Source organism: Collinsella ihumii (assembly GCF_030385545.1).
In the GTDB taxonomy this organism is placed as follows: Bacteria; Actinomycetota; Coriobacteriia; order Coriobacteriales; family Coriobacteriaceae; genus Collinsella; species Collinsella ihumii.
On sequence record NZ_JAUEIQ010000001.1, the window covers coordinates 183923 to 207947 of the forward strand.

The 24025-nt window shown below is 64.6% G+C and carries 25 protein-coding genes and 2 pseudogenes; 23 read left to right on the plus strand and 4 right to left on the minus strand.

What is annotated here, in order from left to right:
- Window positions 1-50 precede the first annotated feature (50 nt).
- The 14 genes from rpsJ (at window position 51) to rplX (ending at window position 7161) form a co-directional block, all read left to right on the plus strand.
- Window positions 51-359 (plus strand): 30S ribosomal protein S10, encoded by a 309-nt coding sequence (gene rpsJ, locus QVN30_RS00775; RefSeq protein ID WP_022386569.1) that lies wholly within the window; start codon window positions 51-53, stop codon window positions 357-359.
- Window positions 360-503: 144 nt separating this feature from the next.
- Complete coding sequence (locus QVN30_RS00780) at window positions 504-1115, plus strand: histidine phosphatase family protein (RefSeq protein ID WP_289835057.1); 612 nt, start codon at window positions 504-506, stop codon at window positions 1113-1115.
- Between the two features lie 350 nt (window positions 1116-1465).
- Window positions 1466-2086: a 50S ribosomal protein L3 gene (rplC, locus tag QVN30_RS00785; RefSeq protein WP_066829350.1), complete on the plus strand. Its 621-nt coding sequence runs from the start codon at window positions 1466-1468 to the stop codon at window positions 2084-2086.
- 48 nt (window positions 2087-2134) lie between these two features.
- Entirely contained in the window at window positions 2135-2761 is a 627-nt protein-coding gene (rplD, locus tag QVN30_RS00790; protein WP_066829347.1) for a 50S ribosomal protein L4, read from the plus strand.
- Entirely contained in the window at window positions 2762-3049 is a 288-nt protein-coding gene (rplW, locus tag QVN30_RS00795) for a 50S ribosomal protein L23 (RefSeq protein ID WP_066829344.1), read from the plus strand.
- Window positions 3050-3209: 160 nt separating this feature from the next.
- Window positions 3210-4040 (plus strand): 50S ribosomal protein L2, encoded by an 831-nt coding sequence (rplB, locus tag QVN30_RS00800; RefSeq protein WP_066829341.1) that lies wholly within the window; start codon window positions 3210-3212, stop codon window positions 4038-4040.
- A gap of 29 nt (window positions 4041-4069) precedes the next feature.
- The gene (rpsS, locus tag QVN30_RS00805) at window positions 4070-4330 is read left to right on the plus strand and encodes a 30S ribosomal protein S19 (protein WP_022349932.1); all 261 of its coding nucleotides are present in this window, start codon (window positions 4070-4072) and stop codon (window positions 4328-4330) included.
- A gap of 15 nt (window positions 4331-4345) precedes the next feature.
- Window positions 4346-4717 carry a 50S ribosomal protein L22 gene (rplV, locus tag QVN30_RS00810; RefSeq protein WP_066829338.1) on the plus strand — a complete coding sequence of 124 codons (372 nt, stop codon included), beginning with the start codon at window positions 4346-4348 and terminating at the stop codon, window positions 4715-4717.
- A gap of 4 nt (window positions 4718-4721) precedes the next feature.
- Entirely contained in the window at window positions 4722-5432 is a 711-nt protein-coding gene (rpsC, locus tag QVN30_RS00815; protein WP_066829334.1) for a 30S ribosomal protein S3, read from the plus strand.
- Complete coding sequence (gene rplP, locus QVN30_RS00820) at window positions 5432-5866, plus strand: 50S ribosomal protein L16 (protein WP_066829330.1); 435 nt, start codon at window positions 5432-5434, stop codon at window positions 5864-5866. Before rpsC ends, rplP begins: the two co-directional genes overlap by 1 nt.
- A complete protein-coding gene (gene rpmC, locus QVN30_RS00825) occupies window positions 5866-6081 on the plus strand; it encodes a 50S ribosomal protein L29 (RefSeq protein ID WP_066829327.1) in 216 nt (71 codons plus the stop codon). Before rplP ends, rpmC begins: the two co-directional genes overlap by 1 nt.
- 16 nt (window positions 6082-6097) lie before the next feature.
- Window positions 6098-6364, plus strand: coding sequence for a 30S ribosomal protein S17 (rpsQ, locus tag QVN30_RS00830; protein ID WP_066829324.1), 267 nt, complete (start codon window positions 6098-6100; stop codon window positions 6362-6364).
- 100 nt (window positions 6365-6464) lie between these two features.
- Window positions 6465-6833: a 50S ribosomal protein L14 gene (gene rplN / locus QVN30_RS00835; RefSeq protein WP_066829323.1), complete on the plus strand. Its 369-nt coding sequence runs from the start codon at window positions 6465-6467 to the stop codon at window positions 6831-6833.
- Between the two features lie 16 nt (window positions 6834-6849).
- Window positions 6850-7161, plus strand: a complete 312-nt coding sequence (gene rplX / locus QVN30_RS00840) for a 50S ribosomal protein L24 (protein ID WP_066829319.1) — start codon at window positions 6850-6852, stop codon at window positions 7159-7161.
- 121 nt (window positions 7162-7282) lie between these two features.
- Here the strand turns inward: rplX and QVN30_RS00845 are convergent, their stop codons facing one another.
- The 3 genes from QVN30_RS00845 to QVN30_RS00855 form a co-directional block, all read right to left on the minus strand.
- A complete protein-coding gene (locus QVN30_RS00845) occupies window positions 7283-8638 on the minus strand; it encodes a glycoside hydrolase family 30 protein (RefSeq protein ID WP_289835058.1) in 1356 nt (451 codons plus the stop codon).
- Window positions 8639-9235: 597 nt separating this feature from the next.
- Window positions 9236-9901 (minus strand): RluA family pseudouridine synthase, encoded by a 666-nt coding sequence (locus tag QVN30_RS00850; RefSeq protein WP_289835059.1) that lies wholly within the window; start codon window positions 9899-9901, stop codon window positions 9236-9238.
- The gene (locus QVN30_RS00855) at window positions 9901-12414 is read right to left on the minus strand and encodes a U32 family peptidase (protein WP_289835060.1); all 2514 of its coding nucleotides are present in this window, start codon (window positions 12412-12414) and stop codon (window positions 9901-9903) included. Before QVN30_RS00855 ends, QVN30_RS00850 begins: the two co-directional genes overlap by 1 nt.
- Before the next feature lie 381 nt (window positions 12415-12795).
- Between QVN30_RS00855 and QVN30_RS00860 the strand changes: the two genes are divergently transcribed.
- Both QVN30_RS00860 and QVN30_RS00865 read left to right on the plus strand, forming a co-directional pair.
- On the plus strand, window positions 12796-13173 hold the full coding sequence (locus QVN30_RS00860) for a RidA family protein (RefSeq protein WP_066829307.1): 378 nt from the start codon (window positions 12796-12798) through the stop codon (window positions 13171-13173).
- A 167-nt stretch (window positions 13174-13340) separates the two neighbouring features.
- The gene (locus QVN30_RS00865) at window positions 13341-14048 is read left to right on the plus strand and encodes a helix-turn-helix transcriptional regulator (protein WP_273357958.1); all 708 of its coding nucleotides are present in this window, start codon (window positions 13341-13343) and stop codon (window positions 14046-14048) included.
- Window positions 14049-14153: 105 nt separating this feature from the next.
- Here QVN30_RS00865 and QVN30_RS00870 read toward each other — a convergent pair whose 3' ends face one another.
- Window positions 14154-14819, minus strand: coding sequence for a helix-turn-helix transcriptional regulator (locus tag QVN30_RS00870; protein ID WP_066829301.1), 666 nt, complete (start codon window positions 14817-14819; stop codon window positions 14154-14156).
- Window positions 14820-15763: 944 nt separating this feature from the next.
- Between QVN30_RS00870 and xdhA the strand changes: the two are divergent.
- The 7 genes and pseudogenes from xdhA to ssnA all read left to right on the plus strand — a co-directional run bounded on the left by xdhA (window position 15764) and on the right by ssnA (window position 23972).
- Window positions 15764-18076, plus strand: a pseudogene (gene xdhA, locus QVN30_RS00875) (xanthine dehydrogenase subunit XdhA).
- Between the two features lies 1 nt (window position 18077).
- A pseudogene (locus QVN30_RS00880) lies at window positions 18078-18536 on the plus strand (FAD binding domain-containing protein); the annotation flags it as partial.
- Window positions 18537-18693: 157 nt separating this feature from the next.
- On the plus strand, window positions 18694-18954 hold the full coding sequence (locus QVN30_RS00885) for a hypothetical protein (RefSeq protein WP_289835061.1): 261 nt from the start codon (window positions 18694-18696) through the stop codon (window positions 18952-18954).
- Entirely contained in the window at window positions 18951-19469 is a 519-nt protein-coding gene (gene xdhC / locus QVN30_RS00890; RefSeq protein WP_239459285.1) for a xanthine dehydrogenase subunit XdhC, read from the plus strand. The genes QVN30_RS00885 and xdhC overlap by 4 nt, the downstream gene beginning before the upstream one ends.
- Before the next feature lie 231 nt (window positions 19470-19700).
- Entirely contained in the window at window positions 19701-20687 is a 987-nt protein-coding gene (locus tag QVN30_RS00895; protein WP_289835062.1) for a BMP family ABC transporter substrate-binding protein, read from the plus strand.
- A gap of 342 nt (window positions 20688-21029) precedes the next feature.
- A complete protein-coding gene (locus QVN30_RS00900) occupies window positions 21030-22436 on the plus strand; it encodes a uracil-xanthine permease family protein (protein WP_066829290.1) in 1407 nt (468 codons plus the stop codon).
- Window positions 22437-22619: 183 nt separating this feature from the next.
- Window positions 22620-23972: a putative aminohydrolase SsnA gene (gene ssnA, locus QVN30_RS00905; protein WP_289835063.1), complete on the plus strand. Its 1353-nt coding sequence runs from the start codon at window positions 22620-22622 to the stop codon at window positions 23970-23972.
- The last annotated feature ends 53 nt before the right edge of the window (window positions 23973-24025 follow it).

Genomic DNA, 24025 nt, shown 5'->3' on the forward strand with positions numbered 1-24025 from the left:
TACACTAGTTTGATTGCGAGGAAGCCCTCGCACGCCATTTGGAGGTAACGTTGTCTAGCCAGAAGATCAGGATTCGCCTCAAGGGCTATGATCACGAGGTCGTGGACCAGTCCGCTAAGCTCATCGTCGACACCGCTCAGAAGACCGGTGCCCGCGTGTCCGGCCCCATCCCCCTGCCCACCGAGCGCAACCTCTACACGGTCATCCGCTCCCCGCACGTGGATAAGGACTCCCGCGAGCAGTTCGAGATGCGCACCCACAAGCGCCTCATCGACATCCTCGATCCCACCAGCGGCACCGTCGACTCGCTGATGCGTCTCGACCTGCCCGCCGGCGTCGACATCGAGATCAAGCTCTAAGCCAAACTCGATAGCTTGCTGTATGGCCCTCGGCATCGCGCCGGGGGCCTTTATCGTTTTGCGCGGGTCCCGTCCGGCTCGCCTCGCATGCATCGGGCCCGCTGCGGTATCATGGCGTGCGGAACAGGAGCCGAAAGGAGCGGGATGTCCCAGCTGTATCTGCTCCGTCACGGGCAGACGGAGTTCAATCTCAAACACCTCGTCCAGGGACGGTGCGACGCGCCTCTTACCGAGCTGGGCATCGCGCAGGCGCACGCCGCCGCCCGCTGGCTCATCGAGCAGCACGTGCGCTTCGACCGGCTCTGCACGTCGCCCTTGGGGCGGGCGAAGGCGACCCTCGGGCTCGTCCGCGCCGATCTTGCGGACGCAGGCGTTACGGACCTTCCGGAGATCGAGCCCGTCGACGGTCTGATGGAGCGCAGCTACGGTCCTTTCGAGGGCGGTCCTGCCGCCGATGTTCCCTGCGAGCTGTGGGATCCCGGCGAGGCCCTCGTCCCGTATGGGGGAGAGGGGAGCGCGGCGCTGCGGGAGCGCATGGTCGCCACGCTGACGGACATCATGGAGCGCGCCGGAGACGATGCCGCCGTCCTGGCCACGAGCCATGGTTCTGCGACGCTGCAGTTCAAGAAGGCGTGGGAGCATCTCGCCCGCTGCCCGCAAGACGTTCCCTTGGGGAACTGCTGCATCCTCGTCTACACGTACGATCGCGAGCACCGGGCCTTCATCAACCAGGCCATCGTGAACCCCCAGCTGTAGCGCGGACGGGCCGGCTTCGACTGCGCCGGCAGATGCATCCGCCTGAATTCGGTGCCATCCACTCCGTCGTTTTCCCCAGGGCGAGCGATTATGCCCGCGCATGTGCCCTACGCTGCGAATTCAATGCGAAGAAAATATGGACACGCCCGTGGCCGTGTATACTAATCAAGCTGTGCCTCGATAGGGGAGGATTCCACCTGCGGAGAGCACGCTCGCGAATGGGTTGCCGAGCGCGCCGACGCACGTCGAATGCAAAGCTACGTGGCACGCACGTCCGATAGTGGTCCTCTAGGGGCGTCCGCAAGGGGCGGACGCAGTGTCCCAAGACCACCGAGAGTTAGGATCATTGAATGATCAGCATGATTCTCGGCCGCAAGATCGGTATGACCCAGGTGTGGGACGAGAACGACAACGTCGTCCCCGTCACGGTCATCCAGGCTGGCCCCTGCGCGGTCTCGCAGGTTAAAACCAAGGCCACCGACGGCTACGATGCCGTCCAGATCGGTTTCGGCGACATCAAGGCCAAGAACGTGAACAAGCCCATGGCTGGTCACTTCGCCAAGGCCGGCGTCGAGCCCGTCCGTTACCTCCGTGAGGTCCGCGTCGAGAACGGCGAGGATCACAAGGTCGGCGAGACCGTCACTGTCGCTGACTTTGCCGACGTCGCCAAGGTCGATGTCATCGGCACCTCCAAGGGTAAGGGCTTCCAGGGCCGCATCAAGCGCTGGGGTCAGCGCCGTGGTCCTATGACTCATGGTTCCCACTTCAAGCGTCATCCGGGCTCCATCGGCCAGTGCGCCTATCCCGCCCGCGTCCTCAAGGGCGTCAAGATGGCCGGTCACATGGGCGATGAGCGCGTGACCGTGAAGAACCTCACCGTTGTCCGCATCGATGCCGAGCAGAACCTCATGCTCATCAAGGGTGCCGTCCCTGGTGGCAAGAACGCTCTGGTCGCCATCCGTATGGCCTAAGGGCCTCAGGTCCAGTAGGTCCTAGAGTCATACCAAGGAGAACAGAACATGTCTAAGTTTGAAGTAAAGAACAGCGAGGGCAAGGCGGCCGCCGAGGTCGAGCTCGCGCCTGCGGTCTTCGACATCGAGCCGAACGTCCACGTTATGCACCACATCGTCACGTGCCAGAGGGCATGCTGGCGTCAGGGCACCCAGTCCACCAAGGGCCGTTCCGAGGTCTCCGGTGGCGGCAAGAAGCCTTGGCGTCAGAAGGGTACCGGTCACGCCCGCCAGGGTTCGACCCGTGCCGGCCAGTGGCGTCACGGCGGTGTCATCTTCGGGCCGAAGCCCCGTTCCTACGCCAAGCGTATGAACAACAAGGAGGTCAAGCTCGCCATGCGCTCCGCGCTGTCCGCCAAGCTGCGCGACAACGAGCTCTTCCTCGTCGACGACTACGGCTTCGAGAAGCCGTCCACCAAGGCTGCCGTCGCCCTGCTCAAGAACCTCGGTATCGAGGGCAAGCGCCTCACGATCATCGTGCGCGAGGACGACATCAACGCCTACCTGTCGTTCCGTAACATCCCCAAGACGTTCATCATCACGCCGTCCGAGGCCAACACCTACGACCTCCTCAACAACGGCGCCCTGCTGATGCCCGCTGACGTCGCGACCCACTTCGGGGAGGTGCTCGCATAAATGACCGCTCACGAGATCATCATCCGCCCCATCGTGTCCGAGCGCTCCTACGCTGAGATGGAGCAGAATCGCTACACGTTCGAGGTCCACAAGGATGCTAACAAGTATCAGATCAAGGACGCGATCGAGGAGATCTTCAATGTGAAGGTCACCCGCGTTAACACCCTGCGCGTCAAGCCGAAGACCAAGCGCGTGCGCTACGTCGCCGGCCAGACTCGCTCCTGGAAGAAGGCCATCGTCACCGTGGCCGAGGGCCAGTCCATCGAGATCTTCGGCAACCAGGCCTAAGATCGAGCCCCGCATGCATTCCAGCCTCGCGAGCAGCGAGGGAGTTTTGGATGTAACGGGCTCAAAAGATGGAGCCGCCCGGTACCGTGGTAAATCCGGTGTCACCGCACCCGCGTCCCTGCTTGCGGTGGCGAGCGGATTGATATGAAAGGGATAGGTAATGGCTGTAAAGCACCTTAAACCGACCAGCGCCGGTAGGCGTTGGCAGACGATCTCGGACTTCTCCGAGATCACGACCAACAAGCCCGAGAAGTCCCTTCTCGCGCCCCTGCCCAAGAAGGCCGGTCGTAATAACCAGGGTCGCATCACCGTCCGCCATCAGGGCGGCGGCGTGAAGCGTCGCTATCGTATCATCGACTTCAAGCGCAACAAGGACGGCGTGCCCGCCAAGGTTGCCACGATCGAGTACGATCCCAACCGTTCCGCGCGCATCGCCCTGCTCCACTATGTGGACGGCGAGAAGCGCTACATCCTCGCGCCCAAGGGCCTCAAGGTCGGCGACCGCGTCGTGTCCGGCTCCGATGCCGACATCAAGCCCGGCAACGCCCTTCCGCTTGCCGACATCCCCGTCGGTACGCTGATTCACGCGATCGAGTTCATGCCCGGCAAGGGCGCCGCGATCGCTCGTTCCGCCGGCACCGCCTGCCAGCTCATGGGCAAGGAGGGCAAGTACGCCATTGTGCGTATGCCGTCTTCCGAGATGCGCCGCATCCTGCTCACCTGCCGCGCCACCGTCGGTGAGGTCGGCAACGCCGAGCACTCCAACATCGTCATCGGCAAGGCCGGTCGCAAGCGTAAGCTGAACGTCCGTCCTACCGTCCGCGGTACGGTCATGAACCCGGTCGACCACCCGCACGGCGGCGGCGAGGGCAAGAACCACACCTCCGGTCGTCCTTCTGTTACTCCGTGGGGCAAGCCGACCAAGGGCTATCGCACCCGCAACAAGAAGAAGGTCTCCAACGCCCTCATCATCCGTCGTCGTCGCAAGTAGTCGATACCGAGTTTTAGGAGTTAGCACTTATGAGCAGAAGTCTCAAAAAGGGCCCGTTCGTAGAAGCTCGCCTTCTCTCGCGTATCGTCGCGATGAACGAGGCCGGCAAGAAGGACGTCGTGAAGACCTGGTCCCGCGCGTCCACCATCTTCCCCGAGATGGTCGGTCACACCATCGCCGTCCACGACGGCCGCAAGCATGTGCCCGTGTATGTCACCGAGTCCATGGTTGGTCACAAGCTCGGCGAGTTCGCGCCGACCCGTACGTTCCGCGGCCACAAGGCCAAATAGGGGGGTTCTTCGTAAATGGCAACTAAGTCAACCGACACCGCGACCCGCGAGGTCCGCGCGACGGCCAAGTACGTTCGCGTGTCCCCCGGCAAGGCTCGCCTGGTGGTCGACCTGATCCGCAACAAGTCCGTGGCTCAGGCTTTCGATATCCTGCATTTCTGCAACCGCGCCGTGGCTGTGGACGTTGAGAAGGTTCTCAAGTCCGCCGTGGCCAACGCCGAGAACAACAACGGTATGCGCGCTTCCGACCTCGTCGTGAAGTACGCCTACGTGGACGAGGGCCCGTCGCTGAAGCGCATCCGTCCTCGCGCCAAGGGTTCCGCTTCCCGCATCCTCAAGCGCACGAGCCACATCACCGTTATCGTTGCTCCCGGAAAGGAGGCGTAGAGCCATGGGTCAGAAAGTCTATCCCACCGGCTTCCGTCTCGGTATCACCGAGAACTGGCGTTCCCGTTGGTTCGCCGACAAGAACTACGCCGAGACCCTCGGCAACGATCTTGAGATCCGCAAGTACCTCAAGAAGCGCCTGTCTCGTGCCGCCGTCTCCCGCGTGGAGATCGAGCGCGCCGGCGACAAGGTGAAGATCATCATCTTCACCGCCCGTCCCGGCATCGTGATCGGCAAGAAGGGTGCCGAGATCGACACCCTGCGCACCGACCTCGAGAAGGTCGTCGGCGTCGACCGCGGCCACCTGTCCGTCGACGTCATCGAGATCAAGCGTCCCGAGCTTGACGCCAACCTCGTCGCCCAGTCCATCGCCGAGCAGCTCGAGGGCCGCGTTGCCTTCCGTCGCGCCATGCGCAAGGCTGTTCAGACCGCTCGCAAGTCCGGCGCCAAGGGTATCCGTATCCAGTGCTCCGGCCGTCTGGGCGGCGCCGAGATGGGCCGCCGCGAGTGGTACCGCGAGGGTCGCGTGCCTCTGCACACCCTGCGCGCCAAGATCGACTACGGCACGGCCGTCGCCCACACCACCATGGGCGCCTGTGGTGTCAAGGTTTGGATCTACCTGGGCGAGAAGCTTCCGGGTCAGCCGGTTCCCAACCCGGCTCTCGAGGGTCCTTCGCGTCCTCGCCGTCGTAATTCCGAGAGGAGGGGTCAGTAGTGCTTGCCCCTAAGCGTATTCTTCACCGCAAGGTGCAGCGTGGCTCCATGAAGGGTCATGCCAAGGGCCATACCGAGCTCCATTTCGGTGACTACGGTCTCCAGGCTCTCGAGGCTCACTGGATCACCAACCGTCAGATCGAGGCCGCTCGTGTCGCCATGACTCGTTACATGAAGCGTGGCGGTCGCGTGTTCATCACGATCTTCCCCGACAAGCCCATCACCAAGAAGCCCGCTGAGACCCGCATGGGTTCCGGTAAGGGCAACCCGGAGGAGTGGGTGGCCGTCGTCAAGCCCGGCCGCGTCATGTTTGAGATTTCCGGCGTCTCTGAGGAGATTGCGCGCGAGGCTCTGCGTCTTGCCCAGCATAAGCTGCCGATCAAGACCAAGGTCCTCATCCGCAACGCCGACGCCGCTGCCGAGGAGGATAACTAATGAAGCCCGCAGAGATTCGTGAGCTCACGGACGCTCAGCTTGCCGACAAGCTGAAGGAGATGCGCGCCGAGCTCTTCAACCTTCGTTTCCAGATGGCCACCAGCCAGCTGGACAACACCGCTCGCGTCAAGACCGTGAAGAAGGACATCGCTCGTGTCCTCACGGAGCAGCGCGCCCGTCAGATTGCAGCGGAGAAGACCGCTGCGGCCGAGTAGATTCAGGAGTTAGAGCATGACTGAAACGACTGAGCGTAATTCGCGCAAGGTCCGCACGGGTGTCGTCGTCTCCATCTCGGGCAACAAGACCATCGTTGTCCAGACCACGGAGCGCAAGCGCCACCCCAAGTACGGCAAGATGATGACCAGCACCAAGAAGCTTCACGCTCACGACGAGGAGTGCACCGCTGGCGTGGGCGACACCGTCCGCGTCATGGAGACCCGTCCTCTGTCCAAGATGAAGCGTTGGCGTCTCGTCGAGATCATCGAGCGCGCTAAGTAATCACCAACCGTACGCTTCTGCGATGATGTGCGCCGCGCCGGCGCAACCCGCCACATAGGCCGGCGCACCTCTCATCGTTCTCTCATTCGGAGGAACTACCATGATTCAAATGCAAACCATGCTCACGGTTGCTGACAACTCCGGTGCGCGCAAGGTTCGCTGCATCAAGGTGCTCGGTGGCTCCAAGCGTCGTTATGCCGGCATCGGTGACGTTATCATCGCCGCCGTCCAGGAGGCCACCCCGGGCGCTAACGTCAAGAAGAAGGACGTCGTGCGTTGCGTCGTCGTCCGCACCGTGAAGGAGGTCCGTCGCAAGGACGGTTCCTACATCCGCTTTGATGACAACGCTGCCGTCGTCATCAACAAGGACGGCTCGCCCGTCGGCACCCGTATCTTCGGGCCCGTCGCTCGTGAGCTTCGTGACAAGAAGTACATGAAGATCGTCTCGCTTGCACCCGAGACCCTGTAGTTAGGGAGAGACCGTTATGTCTATGTCCATCAAGAAGGGCGATAACGTCAAGGTGCTCTCCGGCAAGGATCGCGGCAAGACGGGTACTGTCCTGCGCGCGCTTCCCGCTGAGGGCAAGGTTGTCGTCGAGGGCGTGGCCATCGTCAAGAAGGCCATGAAGCCCACCGCTCAGAACCAGCAGGGCGGCATCGTGTCCCAGGAGGCCGCCATCGACGCCTCCAACGTGATGCTCATCTGCCCCAAGTGCGGCCAGGCCACTCGCGTCGGCCACAAGAAGGACGGCAAGAACAAGCTGCGCATCTGCAAGAAGTGCGGCGCTGAGTTCTAAGCCATTCCGAGCATTGTGCGAACAAGCGCTCCCGACTCACGTCGGGAGCGCTTTTTGTTTTGGCGCGTTTGAGGCGGGGCCCGTTTGCCCATGCGGCCGCTCTCGCGGTCTTGCGTCCCCGCTACCAGACGATGGTCTGTATGCTGTGGGCGGGAACCGAGATATGCGCGGTGTTGGAACCGGTTCGCAGCGTTGCGCGGTGCCGGCTTTCGCCTCGGTTGAGAACAACGAGCGCATGGGTTCCGTCCGGATTGCGCGCGCCGAGCGTCTCGAGCGCCGCGGTGTAGCTTGAGGTGGGGAATACCTGGGCTCCTGGCTTGATGTAGCGCGTCATGTGGCCGATATAGCCGAAGGATCGGTTGACGACGAGACGGCGGGCGGAGCGGTCGTACATGAGCGGGGCGTCGCAGTAGTTGCCCACGTGGTTGGGCCCTCCCATCTCGTCGAGCAGGATGTTCCAGTCGATGTAGCCGTTTGCGCCTGCATCGAGGTCGCCGATCATATCGTGGGCATAGTGCTCGGCATCGGCAGCCTGCGCCGCGCTGTCATCTGCGGAAAACGCCGCGCACCCTTCCGTGTGAATGAGCTCCATCTCTGGGTAGAGGTCCCGAAGCACCCGGATCGCCTCGAAGTGGTCACCTGTGTACCAGTGGAAGGCGAAGCCGGAGAAGACGTCGTCGACGGCCTTGTTCAGCTCCTTCAACGTGCAGGCTATATCGCCCGCGCGTGCTACCAGGCGCTCCTTGTTGTGGTCCCAGGCGAGGAGCTTGACATCGCCGAGGCCGTTGGCGTCCAGGGCGGGCAGAAGGTGCTGCGCGGCGAAGCGGGCCTCCTCGGCGGCCGTATAGACGCACGAGTCCCAGGTCTGCGTTGCCATGGGCTCGTTTTGGACCGAAAGGTAGGCGAGCGGCATGCCCTCGGCTCGCCATGCGGAGACGGCGCGGGTGAGCACCTGCGCCCAGTCGCTGTATGACTCCGGCTTGACCTTGCCGCCGCGGCACATGGAGCGATTCGTCTTCATGAACGCCGGAGGGCTCCAGGGTGCCGCGACGAGCGTCAGGTCGGGCTGAAGGGCCATGCAGCACCTGATGAAGGGAATAAGAAGACTTTGGTCGCGCCCGATGCTGAACGTGTCCAGCACGGGGCGGCTGCGGCGGGGGCGTGAGACGTATGCATAGGTACCGCATGCGAAATCGCAGCTCTGGAGATGGGTCCGGCAGAAGGTGTACGCGTTGCCGCCCCGAGCGACAGGTCCAAAGCAGCGCAGCAGCGCTTCGTCTTGAAGCTCGGCGGGCATGCTCGCAAATACCCGTGCGGAAGCTTCCGTGAGGGCTCCGCCAAAGCCGATGATGCGCTGGCGCAGGTGCTGAGGGTAGCAGACGATTTGGCGCTCCTCGCTGGATTCGTCGGTAATCCAGGACAGCTCTGATACCTCGTGCGAGCGCGAGCCGTCGGCGGTCGTGATATAGCGGCGCATGTGCTGCCTCCTTGCGGCCGGTAGTATCCGGCGTGTCCGTGTCCGCTCCGCATCCGGTGCGGGACCGCTCGGCGGTGCGTGCGGCTCGAATCCCCTTTGCTTCGATGTCCCGTGGGGCCGATAGGGGTTTTCCGGGTTGTCTCCCATATTCATGGTAGCCGAGTTCGCGGGGAAGGCGATGTTGCGTGCGCTCAGAGGACGGTTGCCTTCCGTTCGTGGTCAAAAAGTACGCTCCCATTGCAAATGGGTGTACAGGATTCGAATTGTGGTCAAAAGGGCCGTTCCCATTGCAAACCGAGACGCCGAGTCGGGCCCCGAATGGTAATACCGGTCCAGTGAACGCGCCTTAGCATCGAACTAGAAAGATTCGCCTGAATCAATCTGCAACAAAATATTATTATATATTGCTATTCGACCTGCAGCGGTTCAGACAACTATCTCGAATTGCAATGGGAATGATGCTTTTGACCAAGATTCGATTCACGCGCCTGCATGTGCAATGGGAGTGCGCCTATTGACCATGGAAGAAATGCGCAGCCGTTCGGGAGGAAGGCAAAACGGGGATCGAACCGCGCCCGGTCCCTAACGGACGCAGCATCACGCCCAAGGGGCGGAGGATCGAATGTCGATATGCTCGCAGCTGATGGGGTCGTCAAAGGTGAGGCGGCACGCGTGGAGCTTGAGGCCTGCCGGGTCAAAGCGGCCGTATAGCTCATCGCCCACAATGGGGGAGCCGGCATGGGCGAGGTGCACGCGAATCTGGTGCTTACGGCCGGTTTCGATCGCGACGTTGAGCAGGGTTCGAACGCGTTTTCCCTGTTTGAGCTCGCGCGCGACGGTCGCGTGCGTCACGGCGGCTTTTCCCGTCCGGCTGACGCGCATGCGGCGCGCGTCGTGACGGTCGCGGCCGATAGGCCAGGTGAAGGTGCGCTCGCGCCAGGCGGGCGCACCTTCTACCAGGGCCTGGTAGCGTTTTTCGAACGCGTGCTCCGCGACCATGCGGTCATAGGTGCCCTGCGTTGCCTTGGATTTCGAGAACAGCACGATACCGGTGGTTTCACGGTCGAGTCGCTGCAGGCACTGAAGATCGCGGGCTGCAACACGGTCGGCCTCGGTGCCGCGGCGCTCGAGCAAAGATCGAACCTGATCGGTAAGCGTCCGCGCGCCGGTGCCGTCGCCGTGGACGATGATGCCGGCAGGCTTGTCCACGGCGATCAACGTCGGGGATTCAAAGAGGACGTCCGGTGCGTCGAGACGGGGCATCAGTCAACTCCCACGAACAGGCAGCCCGCCGTAGCGCCCATGAGGCGTTTGGCCGGTTTGCGGCCGGCGCGTGCCGTCTCGAGCGCGCGCACGGCGCGGGCGACCAGCTCGGCAAGCTCGCTGGGTTCAAGCAGCGTGCCGTCGACGGCGAATCGCGTGACGCCGGCTTTGAGCAGGCGCGGCATCTGGGGCGTCAGGTCGAGCGGATAGCCGTCGTACAGGCGGCTGCGTCCGTGGAGGTCGGTGCGCACGGGCAGCACCTTGCCGTCGATATTGCGCAGCGAAAGGGATCTGGTCCGCAGGCGGCAGCGGGCGCAATCGTGGATGCAGGCGTCGGCGACCTGGAGGATGCAGTGCTCGCTCGTCATGACGCGCGGGGCGCCGGACACCATGATCCCGACCGGCGTCGCGGCGTGCGGGGCGATGCGCTCGATCTCGTCGAGCGTCAGCTCGGGGGAGAGCCAGAAGCCCGCGGCCCCCTGCTGCTCGAGCGCCCGGATGCACGCGACGTTGTGGACCGGCAGGCAGCTGCGGATCTCGGGGGCGGCGCCCCGCTCAGCGGAAAGGGCGAGCTCGGAGATGTTGCCCACCGCGACAGGCGCCCCCGGGCGGATCCACGGGTCGATGCGCGCGTGGTCGGCCTCGCGGCAGATCTCGTCCGCCACGAGGACGAGCGGCAGGTCGAGCGGCTGGTCCGGATGCAACCCGGCGGCGTGGAGGTCGTCGCAGGTCATGTAGATGCGCGCGGCGCCCGCCTCGTATGCGGCGCGAGCCGCCTCAAGCGTCGTCGCGACGGCGCAGATCTCGGGTACCCCAGCGGTCTTCGCTTGCGCCCGCTCCGTTTCAAGGCCGTCTGCCGAGATCGCGACGGAGGTGAAGGCGGGAAGTCCGGCGAGACGGTCGGCGCGGGCGGCATATCCGGCGAGCATGGCGTGCTCGAGCGCCTCGCACGCCTGCGCGCGAACCTTGTGGACGGCGGAGAACCCCATGCCGCAGCCCTCGTCCAGGTCGATGTCGAAGCGGGCGGCCTCGAAGGGGGAGGAGCCCATGCGCCCCACGTGCTCGATGAGGTCCTCGGCGCCAACCGGGCGCGTGCGCGCCGCCTCGACCGTAAATCCCGTCGCCGTCGCCGTGAGGCTCGGGTCATCGCTGCAGGTGAGCGTGACCGAGAACGGCTCTCCCAAGCGGGCACGGACGGATACGTCGACCGCGCGCTTGCGCGGGACATCGCGGTGCAGGGCGGCAGCGGCCTCGTCCAGGGCGGCCTGGCTGCGTATGAGGCGAACGATCGCCCCTTGGGGCATGGCGCGGGCGGCGCGGGCCTCGATGATGTCGCCCGCCCGCGCGTCGTCGGGCGCGATAACGGTCAGGAACTGGTCGAACTCGTCGTCATGGCGCAGCTCGAGAAGATCGCCCTTGCCGACGGGCTCATCGAGACGGATGCGCACGAGCGCGGCGCGCACGCGCCGGTCATCGGGATGAAGGCCGCGGGTGTTTCCCGCGCGGCGGCTGCCGACCACCTCGCCAACGACCTGGCCGCGGTTGTTCGACCTCTCGTAGCTCATCATCTCGTCGCCCGACGTGCCGTGCTGGTAGGCGGAGGTGAAGTCGCGGTTGAAGCACCGCTTGAGACGGCGGGCGCGATCGCGGGCGTCGTCTGCGGAGGGCGTCGTTTCCGCGATGGCGTCGTCGAGCGCCTCGCGGTACGCGCGGGTGACGGAGTGGACGTAATCGGGGGCCTTCATGCGGCCCTCGAGCTTAAGCGCTCCGGCACCGGCGTCAAGCAGCTCGGGAAGCATCTCGGAGGTGCAGTTGTCGCGCGGGCACAGGGCGCGTTCGCGTCCGGGGGTGGGAATGACGCGGCCGGACTCGTCGAGCAGCTCGTAGGGCAGGCGGCAGGGCTGGGCGCACATGCCGCGGTTTGCGGAGCGGCCCGCACACGCAAAGCTCGACAGCAGGCAGACGCCGGAATAGGAGAAGCAGATGGAGCCGTGGGCGAAGATTTCGAGGTCGATGCCGACCTGCGAGATGCGCTTGATTTCGGCGACGGAGAGCTCGCGGGAAAGCGTGACGCGGTCGGCCCCCGCCTCGCGGCACCAGATGGCGCCGCGCAGGTCATGGATGTTGGCTTGGGTCGAGACGTGGAGTTCCAGGTCGGGCATGAGCCGGTGCACCTCGAAGAACAGGCCCCAGTCCTGGATGATGAACGCATCGGCGCCGAGCTGCGCGCAGCGGCGGATGAGCTCGAGCGCATCGGCCATCTCGGTATCCTTGATGACGATGTTCACGGTCACGTAGACGCGGGTTCCCGCGAGGTGCGCCGTGCGGCAGGCGGCCTCGAAGGCCTCGTCGGTGAAGTTGGTGGCCTTGCGGCGGGCGTTGAACGCTCCCATGCCGCAGTAGATGGCGTCGGCGCCGGCGGCAAGTGCGGCCGCGAACGGCTCGGGGCCTCCGGCGGGCGCGAGCAGCTCGGGGCGGCGCGGGGCGCAAAGGTGTTCGGCGATGGTGGTCATATGCTTCTTTCTGCAGGTCATTGCGGTAAACGTCCAGAGTATACCGTGAGCGCCCGCCGCGCGAGCGCGCCTCCCCAAAAGCGCACACGCAGCTGCGCTCGGTGCCCTGCCCGTGCTTCGGGTCGGGGGTCTTTTCCCGATGCCGCGTCGATGCCGGCCCGTCAGGGGGTCGAATCTGCCGCTTGTGGATAAAAAGTTATCAGACCTAATAATTATCTTGCAGAAGCATGGGGTGTGGGATAGCATCGAGGTAGCGCACGCGCGGGGCCGTTCGTGCTTTATTGGGCCCCTTCGCAACGGCGGTTCGCACGGTTCGTGGTTCGTGCCGGGCTGCCGTTGCAGCGCAGCCGTCTTGTTCCCCCCAAGTGAAGGAGTAGGCACATGGAGAAGACCGTTATCTCGTCCCCCGACGCTCCCGCCGCCCTCGGCCCGTATTCCGCCGGCATCAAGACCGGCAACCTCGTGTTCATGTCCGGCCAGCTGGGTATCAACCCCGCTACGGGCAAGATGCCCGAGGGTGCCGTCGAGCAGGCCAAGCAGTCCCTCGCCAACATCGAGGCGCTGCTGACCGCTGCGGGCGCCACGTTCGACAACGTCGTCAAGACCACCGTCTACCTGGCCGACATCGCCGACTTCGCCGCCGTGAACGAGGTCTATGCCACCAAGTTCACCGAGCCCTATCCGGCGCGCAGCGCGTTCCAGGTTGCCGCCCTTCCGGCCGGCGGCCTCGTCGAGATCGAGGTCGTCGTCGCCCTCTAAGGCGGAGCGCGACGAAAGCGTGAGACACGAAGGCGGCGCATCGAGAGGTGCGCCGCCTTTTTGCGTAACGTCGGCGGGCGGGGCGGCCGTTCCCGTTCGTTCGCGCCGCGGTGGTATGCTGTGGTCTGAACGGTCCGATGCGACATCGATAGAGGATGAGAATCTGCATGAATCAGCTTCTGGCTCGCTATATCCCCCTGTGTGAGTTTTTGGGCGCCATGTTCGGTGCCCAGACGGAGATCGCCCTGCACGATGTCGAGGACCCCGCCCACTCGCTCGTGAAGCTCGTCCACCCGTACGTCTCGGGGCGCCGCGAGGGCGCGCCGCTGCCCGACCACCTGGCCGAGCTCGTCGAGCATCCCGACCAGCTTGGGGACTATCGCTCGGGATATCCCACCAAGTCGCTGGACGGGCGCACGCTGTATTCGGGCGCCTATCCCATCCGCGAAGGGGAGCGCATCATCGGCTTTCTGTGCGTCAACCGAGATATCTCCGCATTCCGCACGCTGGAGGACGCGCTGCACGGGCTCATCGAGTCCTACATCCCGGGCGGTGCGGACGACCAGCGCCAGCGGCGCCTGGATATGGTGCGCAGCCAGCTGGACACCGTCGCCGCTGAGCGCCACATGGCGCCTGCGGCCGATTCCATCGAGTTGGCGGTGCGCGACGCCTGCCGTCTGCTGGGGTTCGAGGACCTGGACATTCCGGTCGATGAGCGCCTGCGCCTGCTGAGCGTGCTCGACGCGCAGGGGGTCTTCCGCATCAAGGGCGCGGTCGGCGAGGTCGCGCGCCTGCTCGATATCTCGGAGCCCACCATCTATCGCGGCCTGCGCAGCGTCCGCCGCACCCGTCAGGGCGAGGGCGCAGCCGAATAGCCCCTTCTTTTCCAGGCGGCGGCGAGAGTGCAAATCGGGGGACGTACCTTCCGCGTGCATATTTGCACGCGGAAGGTACGTCCCCCGATTTGCATGGGGCCGAGTCTAGCGGCGGCGAACCTTTTGCAGGTAGCGGTAGACGCTCGGCTCGGAGATGTCCAGGAACTGGGCCACGACGGTCACGGCGCCTTTGAGCAGGAACACGCCGTCGCCGTCGAGCACGCGCACCAGGTCCTGGCGCTCCTGCGCGGACAGGTCCGCGACGGCCTTGCCGTGGCTCGCGGCGAACTCGGCGACCGTCTTGCCGACAAGGTCGTCGACGGATGTCGTGAGGTGCTCGCCGACGACGCTGGACGGCTGGACCGTATCGACGCTCTGCTCGACGCCGGGCGGGAGCGTCTCGACGATGGTGTCCACAAGCGTCTTGAGCTGCACGATGATCGAGGGATCCGTGTTCACGCACAGCATGCCGACGAGGCGCCCCTCCTCACGGATGAACATGGTCGAAGAGCGCAGTGGCTTGCCGTTCGCGTTGTGCGACATGTAGATGTCAGTATGGCTCTGATCGTCGGGGATGTCGCTGTTGATCATCTTGAGGGCGAAGTCCGTCGCGGGCGCCCCCACGTGGCGGCCCGAGATATATCCGTTGTGGATGGCCACGACGGAGCGCGAGGGATCGGTGAAGTCGTGCAGGACGACCTCGGTGTTGCCGCCCACGATGGTCCCGAGGAAATTGAAGAAGGGCAGATAGCTCTCGACGGTCTTGTTCATGCGACTCTCCTGAATGTGTGATACGTTCCTCTCATTTTCCCGTGCTACCAGCACAAATGCAATGAAGGAATGGGCTGTAAACGGTCGATTTTCGACTGTAAGCGGTTTGCGCTACAACTTTTTATTATCACGCATCAGAAAAACCGCTGATGCTCCATTATCCTTGTAACAAGATAACAAATGTTTGTCATTTTACCCCGATGGGGATAACACCCGTCACTAGACCCACCGTGCGCATACAGGGCACATGAGCCTGCCGGCTGCGCCGCCCCCTTAGGGATACGCCAAACGAATCATGTTGCACCGCCCGGCGTGATAACGATCGGGCTGTGTCTCCCTGGGGGACGGGTTGAAACGAACCCGTCCCCAACCAACCCATCCTGTCCAAGGCAAGCGGTCGAAAATCGACGGTGAACGGCGGCGTTGTTTCATATGCCCCTGAACGCACCAGCATCCGTGCAGCTCAAAATTATTCTCATACCATAGATAGTACCGGTGATAAAAAATCTTCGTCATGCAGCGCTTCCGGCGTTATCCAGTGCGTATAATACCTGCTAGAGCTCCTAGGCTACGCAGGGCCCGTTGGTTTTGAAGGTGCAAGAGTCCGTTGAACCTCCGGTCTGCGTATGAATGCTGCGGAAGAGGGCCGCAGCTGATAAGGGGGTTACCTATGGGATCCGCATACTGCGCGTTCACCATTCGCACGCAATGCAAATAACAGCCAAATAGACGCATCCGAGCGCTTTTCCGCGAAGGCGAGAATCGCGGTCGAATGCCGGCGCATGATCGGGCGGCAGCGCGTTCGCTGGTCATGGCGCATAAAACCACCTGGTATGGGACGGGCCGCGCGCTCGAGCCCCTTGGCATGCGCATACCGTTTCCGGGGATGCCCGGATGGAGAGGAGAAGGGTATGGAGCAGCAATTCTGGAAAAAGGTCGTTCCGATGCACGAGGTCGGTGCGGCCGTGCAGCGCGTCGACGCGATCGATAAGGTGAAGGGCACGGCCAAGTACACCGATGACCTGTGCCCCAAGCCGTGCCTGGTCGCCAGGGTCGTCCATGCGCAGATCGCCAACGGCTGGGTGCGCGCGATCGATACGACCGAGGCCGAGTCGCTTCCCGGCGTGGTCGCCGTCTTCACGTTCAAGGACGTGCCCGAGCACCGGTTCCCGACGCCCGGCCATCCGTGGAGCGTCGAGCCCGCGCACCAGGATGTCGCCGACCGTCGCCTGCTCGACGACCGCGTGCGCATCTACGGCGACGACATCGCCGTCGTCGTGGCCGAGGACAACGTGGCGGCGGACCGCGGCGTCCGCAGCGTGCTCGCGCATGTTGACTACGAGGAGCTGCCGCCCATGACCACGGTGGCCCAGGCGCTCGCGCCGGACGCCCCCGCGCTGCACCCCGAGGTCCGCGAGACCAACGTGCTCGCGCGCTCCGACATGGTGACCCCGCTCGAGGGTACCGGCTACGACTCGGTGGAGGAGGCCCTCGCCGACCCGAGGTACCACCATTACGAGGCGCATACCGAGACCCAGCAGGTCGACCAGACCCACATAGAGACGAACGTCTGCTACGCCTACATGGAGTCCGGCCGCATCACCGTGGTGTCCTCCACGCAAATCCCGCATATCGTGCGCCGTGTGTGCGGCCAGGCGCTCGGCGTGCCCTGGGGCACCATCCGCGTCATCAAGCCCTATATCGGCGGCGGCTTCGGCAACAAGCAGGAGGTGCTGTACGAGCCGCTGTGCGCATGGCTGACCTCCCAGCTCGGCGGCCGCGTGGTCGAGATCGAGCTCCCGCGCGAGGAGGTCTTCCAGAACACCCGCTCGCGTCATCCCATGAGCTTCGACGTGCAGTGCGCCTACGACGACGACATGAACATCATCGCCCGCTCCTGCTCCTGCCTGTCCAACCAGGGTGGCTACGCGAGCCACGGCCACGCGCTCGCGGCCAACGCCATCAACGCGTTCCGCTGGGCGTACAAGGACAAGGTCGGCTGCCACACGCAGGCGAGCACCGTCTACACCAACATTCCCGCGCCGGGCGCCATGCGCGCCTACGGCATGCCGCAGGGCCAGTTCACCGTCGAGTGCATGATGGACGACATCGCCCGCAAGGAGGGGTGGGATCCCATCGACTTCCGCCTGAAGAACCTCATGCCGGAAGGGTACTCCGATCCGTTCAGTGGCATCACGAACCACGCCAACGGCTTCCCGCAGACGCTGATCGCCGGGCGCGAGGCGAGCGGATGGGACGATTTCAAGGCCCGATACAAAGACGAGACCGGCCCGATCCGCCACGGCATCGGCATGAGCGCCTTCGTGTACAAGACGGGCGTGTACCCCATCTCGCTGGAGACCTCGACCGCGCGCCTCGTACTCAACCAGGACGGCACCTGCCAGCTGTCGGTCGGCGCCACCGAGATCGGCCAGGGCGCGGACACGGTGTTCTCGCAGATGGCCGCGGAGACCATCGGCGTGCCGACGAGCTGGGTGCACATCGTGAGCTTCCAGGACACCGACGTCACCCCCTTCGACACGGGCGCCTACGCGTCGCGCCAGACCTACGTGACCGGGCACGCCGTGCGCAAGACGGCCGAGAAATTCCGCCAGAACATCCTCGATTACGCCTACGAGCTCAAGCCCGAGGCGCGCGGCCTCACCATCGCGGGCGGCGAGATCGTGGACGAGGCGGGCGAGGTCGTGCTCGGCATGGAGGAGCTCGCCCAGGAGGCGTTCTACTCCTTCCGCCATTCCGTGCACATCCATGCCGAGGAGACCGCGCAGGTGCGCGACAACACCTTCGCGTTTGGCACGTGATTCGTGAAGGTCGAGGTCGACATGCCGCTCGGGCGCGTCAAGATCCTCGACATCCTGAACGTCCACGATTCCGGCCGCATCATCAATCCGGCGACCGCCGAGGGCCAGGTGCACGGCGGCATGGCGCAGGGCATCGGCGCCGCGCTCTACGAGGAGCAGCTCATCGACCCTGCGACCGGGCGCCTCCTGAACCCCAACCTGCTCGACTACAAGATCCCGACGTCCATGGACGTGCCCGACCTGAAGTGCCTGTTCGTGGAGACCGACGACCCGAGCGGCCCGTACGGCAACAAGGCGCTGGGCGAGCCGCCGCTGATGCCGCCGACTCCCGCCATCCGCAACGCCATTCTCGACGCCACGGGCTGCGCGTTCTACCAGATTCCGATGACGCAGCAGCGCCTCGTCGCCAAGTTCAAGGAAGAGGGGCTCATCTAATATGTACGACTTCGAATCCATCCACCTCTCCACCTCGGTGGACGACGCCGTGGCGGCCCTTGTGGCGGACCCCGAGGCCATCATCATCTCGGCGGGCACCGACGTGCTCGTGCAGATCCGCGAGGGGCGCCACGCCGGCTGCCGCCTGGTGTCCATCCACAACCTGCCCGAGCTGCGCGGCATCCGCATGTGCGACGACGGCACCATCGAGATCGGCGCGGTGTGCACGTTCCGCGAGATCCATGAGGACCCGATCGTGGCCGAGCACCTGCAGGCCCTGTGCATGGCGGCCGACACCCCGGGCGGCCCGCAGCTGCGCGCGGTGGGCACCATCGGCGGCAACGTGTGCAACGGCATCACGTCGGCCGATACCGCCTCGAGCGTCGTGGCCTACGACGCCGTCATGCGCGTGCGGGGGCCGAAAGGCGATCGCGACATCCCGGTATCCGAGTGGTACACGGGATCCGGCCGCACGAGCCGCGCGCACGACGAGGTGCTCGTGTGCATCCGCTTTCCCCGTGCGGGCTACGAGGGGTTTGCCGGCACGTACTACAAGTACGGCAAGCGCGAGGCGCTCGAGATCGCTACGATGGGCGTGAGCTGCCTGGTCAAGATGGGTGCCGATCGCTCACATCGCCGACATCCGCTTGGCGTTCGGCGTCGCGGGACCCTATCCCAAGCGCGCCATCGCCACCGAGGATGCGCTTCGCGGGCTTGCCGTCGACGAGGCCGTGGCCGCCGTGGGCGATCTTGCCTGCGAGGAGATGAACCCGCGTACGAGCTGGCGTGCTTCCAAGGAGTTCCGCCTTCAGCTGATCGCCGAGCTGTCCCGCCGCCTGATTCGCGAGACGGCCATCAAGGGAGGTGCTGACGCATGATGCGTTTTGTGAAGATGACGGTCAACGGCAAGACGATGGAGGTCGGCGTCGACGAGCGCGAGATGCTGCTCGACACGCTGCGCGACCGCCTGGGCCTCACGAGCGTCAAGCGCGGGTGCGAGGTGGGCGAGTGCGGCGCCTGCACCGTCCTGCTTGACGGTACGGCCATCGACTCGTGCCTGTATCTCACCATCTGGTGCGAGGGCGCCGAGATCATCACGACCGAGGGCCTGCTCGCGCGCGACGGCACACTGACGCCGGTCCAGCAGGCGCTCGTGGACGAGGCCGCGGTCCAGTGCGGATTCTGCACCCCGGGCATCATCATGAGCGCGACCGAGATCGTGGGCACCGGCAAGCGCTATACCCGCGACGAGATCCGCAAGCTCATCTCCGGCCACCTGTGCCGCTGCACGGGCTACCAGAACATCGTGAACGCGGTGGAGCGCGCGGTGAACGAGTGCGCCGACATCGCCGAGCGCGTGAGCGCGGAGCACGCGGGAGACGACGCGGCATAACCGATGGGGGCGGGAGTCCGGCGGGGATAGATCCGCCAGGCCCTCGCCCCGCCCCCTCAAGATCCCTCCGCGCGTGAATTTTTAGGGACAGTCCCTGGGATTTCAGGAATGTCGAGTTAGCGCACCGTATACCGATTATTCCCACCGCTGGTTGCCCTGTTGGGGGCAAGGGCCGGCAGGTTCAACAAACTGATTGGTGAAAGACTTTTTCAGGGTTGAAAGGTGATTGACATGGACGCACATTCGATCAGCCGCAGAAACGTGATCCGCTGCACGGTGGCCGCCGCCTGCGCCGCCGCGCTGCCCCTGTCGCTTTCCGCCTGCGCCGAGGAGCGCTCCTACAAGGCGGGTATGTTCATCGACGGCGCCATCGATGACGGCGGCTGGGGCGAGAGCTGCTACAACGCCCTGGTCAGCGCTTCCGAGGCGCACCAGTGGGAGCACACCTACACGCAGCATGTCGACGAGGACGACTGGGAGGACGCCATCGAGGACCTCATCGACGACGGCTGCACCATCATCTTCGCCCCGGGCGCACAGTACACCGAGGCCGTCGACCAGGCTGCCGCCGAGCACGAGGACATCAAGTTCATCGTGCTGAACGGCGATTTCGAGCGCGACAACGTCGAGAACCTCGTCCCGAACAACGCGCAGATCGGCCAGCTCGCCGGCGCGCTCGCGGGCCTCATCTCCAAGACCGGCGTCATCGGGCTCATCGGCGGCACGGGCCTTGAGGGCACCAAGGAGAAGGTGGCGAACTACGAGGCGGCCGCGCGCGCCATCAACGCGAACATCCAGGTGGTCGAGGATTACGCCGACTCGTTTGCCGACGAGGAGCGCGGCTACGAGATCGCGACCGAGATGGTCGAGCAAAAGAACGTGGACGTCCTGTTCGGCGACGCGTCGATCGTGGACGCCGGTGCCCGCCGCGCCCTGTACGACCTCGGCCGCGGCATGGCCATCGCCCAGCCCAACGACGCGGGAAGCTCCTACGACCAGGTCATCGCGGGATCGGTGCTCACCGACAACGACATGATGATGCGCAACGCCTTCCGTGACATCGAGAGCGGGTCGTTCGGCAACAAGACGGTGACCGGGGACGCCTCGACCGGCGGCGTGGGCATCGGGACCCTGTCCGACGTGCTGGTCGAACCGTTCATCCAAGAGCGCTATGCCGGCATCGCCGACCAGATCGCGCAGGGCACGTTTATCGGGTAGAAGCAAGACAAGGCGACGAGCTTATCCTCACCGGGGAGACGCCAAACAAAAAGTTTGGTTACCGTTCACCGGTCGGTGAGCGGTAGGAACAGACCGCTCACCGACGCCTTGCAGGTAATTTCTTGAATGCGGGTGAACGGAGGGTTATACAAGTACTGCAAACAATCAGTTAGCCTAACTGATTGTTTGTAAGCATTGAGAAGCAACGAGGGATCGCTCATCAATGTTGGGGCCAATCCGGCCCCGTCATGTATATGGAACGCCGCCTCATGAGGGGGCGGTGGCGCGCTTGTTGAAGCTACGGGTGCTGCAGGCGCGCAACTCATGAGAGGGGACACGCCTATGACGCAACAGACCGCTTCGGCAACGAAGTCTGCGAGTGCGCACGACTTCCTATTCACGCGCGAGGGCTTGCCCCCCATCAAGGACATGCTGCCGTGTGCCCTGCAGCACGTCCTCGCCTCGTTTGCCGGCATCATCACGCCCGCCATCATCATCGCGTCGGTCTACGGCTGGACCGCCCAGCAGCGCACCGACATCATCCAGGTCGCGCTGATCCTGTCCGCCATCGACACCGCGCTGCAGGCGTTCGCCCCGTTCCGCCGCATCGGCGGCGGCCTGCCCATCGTCATGGGCGTCTCGTTCGCCTTCCTGCCGGCGCTGCAGGCCATGGGCGCCGACTTCTCCTTCGGGTCGCTGCTCGGCGGCGAGATCGTCGGCGGCATCGCGGCGATCCTGTTCGGCTTGTTCTACAGCAAGCTCAAGAACCTGTTCCCGCCGGTCGTGACCGGCACGGTCATCTTCACCATCGGCGTCTCGCTGTATCCGACGGCCGTCAAGTACATGGCCGGCGGCGAGGGCACGCCCATCTGGGGCACCCCGCAGAGCTGGATCGTGGCGCTCATCACGTTCGCCGTGGTGTTCTTCCTGTCCAACTTCACCAAGGGCACCCTGAAGCTCGGTAGCGTGTTCTTCGGCATGATCGTGGGCATCCTCGTGTCCGCGCCCTTCGGCATGCTCGACTTCTCGAGCGTGGGCTCCGCGGGCATCTTCGCGCTGCCCAAGATTATGCCCTATCCGCTCGAGTTCCATCCCGAGGTCTGCATCACGCTCGCCGTGGTGTACCCCATGGTCGCCATCCAGGTCATCGGCGACGTGTCGGCCGCCTGCCTGGGCTCCATCGACCGCATGCCCGAGGAGCGCGAGCTCTCCGGCGCCATCGTCTCCCAGGGCGTCACGAGCATCATCTCCGCCTTCCTGGGCGGCCTGCCCACGAGCGCTCTCGGCCAGAACGTCGGCATCATCGCCTCGAACAAGGTCATCAACAAGTGGGTGTTCGTCATCGTTGCCGCCGTCTTCGCGCTGGCGGGCCTGTTCCCGCAGCTCTCCGCGGTGCTGACCGCCATCCCGCAGCCGGTCATCGGCGGCGCGACGGTCGGCGTGTTCGGCACCATCACCATGAACGGCATCCGCATGTTCACCAAGGAGGGCCTGACCCAGCGCGTGGCCACCATCGTGGGCACCTCGGTCGTGTTCGGCCTCGGCATCTGGATGGCCTCCGGCTGCCTGGCCGGCGAGGGCATGCCCACCTGGATCTCCACGGTCGTGGGCTCCAACGCCATCACGCCGTGCGCCATTATGGCGATCATTCTGAACCTGGTGCTTCCTCCGACTCCTCCTGTGGACCAGCACGTCGATGCCGCCAAGGAGGCCGCCGTCGGCGCCGTTCTGCCCGACCACAAGAAATAAGACGCGATCGCGTGCGGGGGCGTTATCCCGTGCAGCGGACCCGGCGCATGCCGTCCGGGTCCGCTTCCGTTTCGGCATTTAGGCGCGAAGGCGGGGGAGGTGCCCGTCGGCCGGTTCTCGGCGCGCCGCACAACACATAGTCCGAGGTGTTAAACCCCGCCTTAGACGACGAAAGGAGAACCCATGCTCATCGTAGGTAACGGGTCAGTCGTCACGCGTGACGAGGAGAAGCCCTATCTGGAGCGCGGGGCGGTGCTCATCGACGGCGACGCGATCGTCGAGGTGGGTGCAGAAGACGAACTGGCTGCGGCGCACCCCGATGCGGAGTATGTGGACGCCCACGGCGGCATCATCATGCCCGGTCTCGTGAACTGCCACACCCACATCTACTCCGGCCTTGCCCGCGGCCTTGCCATCAAGGGCTGCAACCCCACGAACTTCCTCGAGAACCTCGAGCAGCAGTGGTGGAAGATCGACGACAACCTCACGCTCGACGGCACGCGCGCGAGCGCCTATGCCACGGTGCTCGACAGCCTGCGCGACGGCGTGACCACGATCTTCGACCACCATGCGAGCTTCTGCGAGATTCCCGGCTCGCTGTTCGCCATCAAGGACGTCTGCGAGGAGACGGGCATCCGCGCGTGCCTGTGCTACGAGACCTCCGACCGCCGCGGCGACGAGAAGCGCGACCAGTCCATCGCCGAGAACGCCGAGTTCGCCCAGTGGGCGGCGAAGGCCCAGGCCGAGGGCAACTCCATGATCGCCGCCATGTTCGGCGGGCACGCCACCTTCACGCTGTCCGACGAGACCATGGACAAGATGGCCGAGGCCAACAACGGCCTCACGGGCTTCCACATCCACGTGTGCGAGGGCATGAACGACGTGTGGGACTCCCGCTTGAACCGCGGCGGCATCTCCCCGATCGAGCGCCTGCTGCAGCACGACCTGCTGGGCCCGCGCACCATGCTCGGCCACTGCATCCACGTGACGCCCGGCGAGATGGACATCATCAAGGAGACCGGCACCAACATCGTCAACAACCCCGAGTCCAATATGGGCAACGCCGTGGGTTGCGCGCCGGTGCTCGAGTTCTTCCGTCGCGGCATCCCGGTGCACATGGGCACCGACGCCTACACGCACGACATGCTCGAGAGCCTGAAGGTCTTCCTCATCATCCAGCGCCACAACGCCGCTATGCCCAACGTGGGCTGGGGCGAGGCCATGACGATGCTGTTCCAGAACAACCCCGCCATGGCGAGCGCGTACTTCGGCCGCAAGATCGGCGTGCTGGCGCCCGGCGCCGCCGCCGACGTCATCGTGATGGACTACCCGAAGTTCACGCCGTTCTCCGAGGAGAACGTCGACGGCCACATGCTGTTCGGCATGATGGGCAAGAACTGCCGCACCACCATCGTCAACGGCCGCGTGCTCTACAAGGACCGCGAGTTCGTCGCGTTCGACGAGGAGCGCATCAACGCCTGGACGATGGAGCAGTCCAAGAAGCTCTGGGGCACGCTCAACGACCGCGTCTACTAGGCGCGGGTGCCCTGTGCGGCCCCGGCGACGCCCGGGTTCGCACGATATGGCAT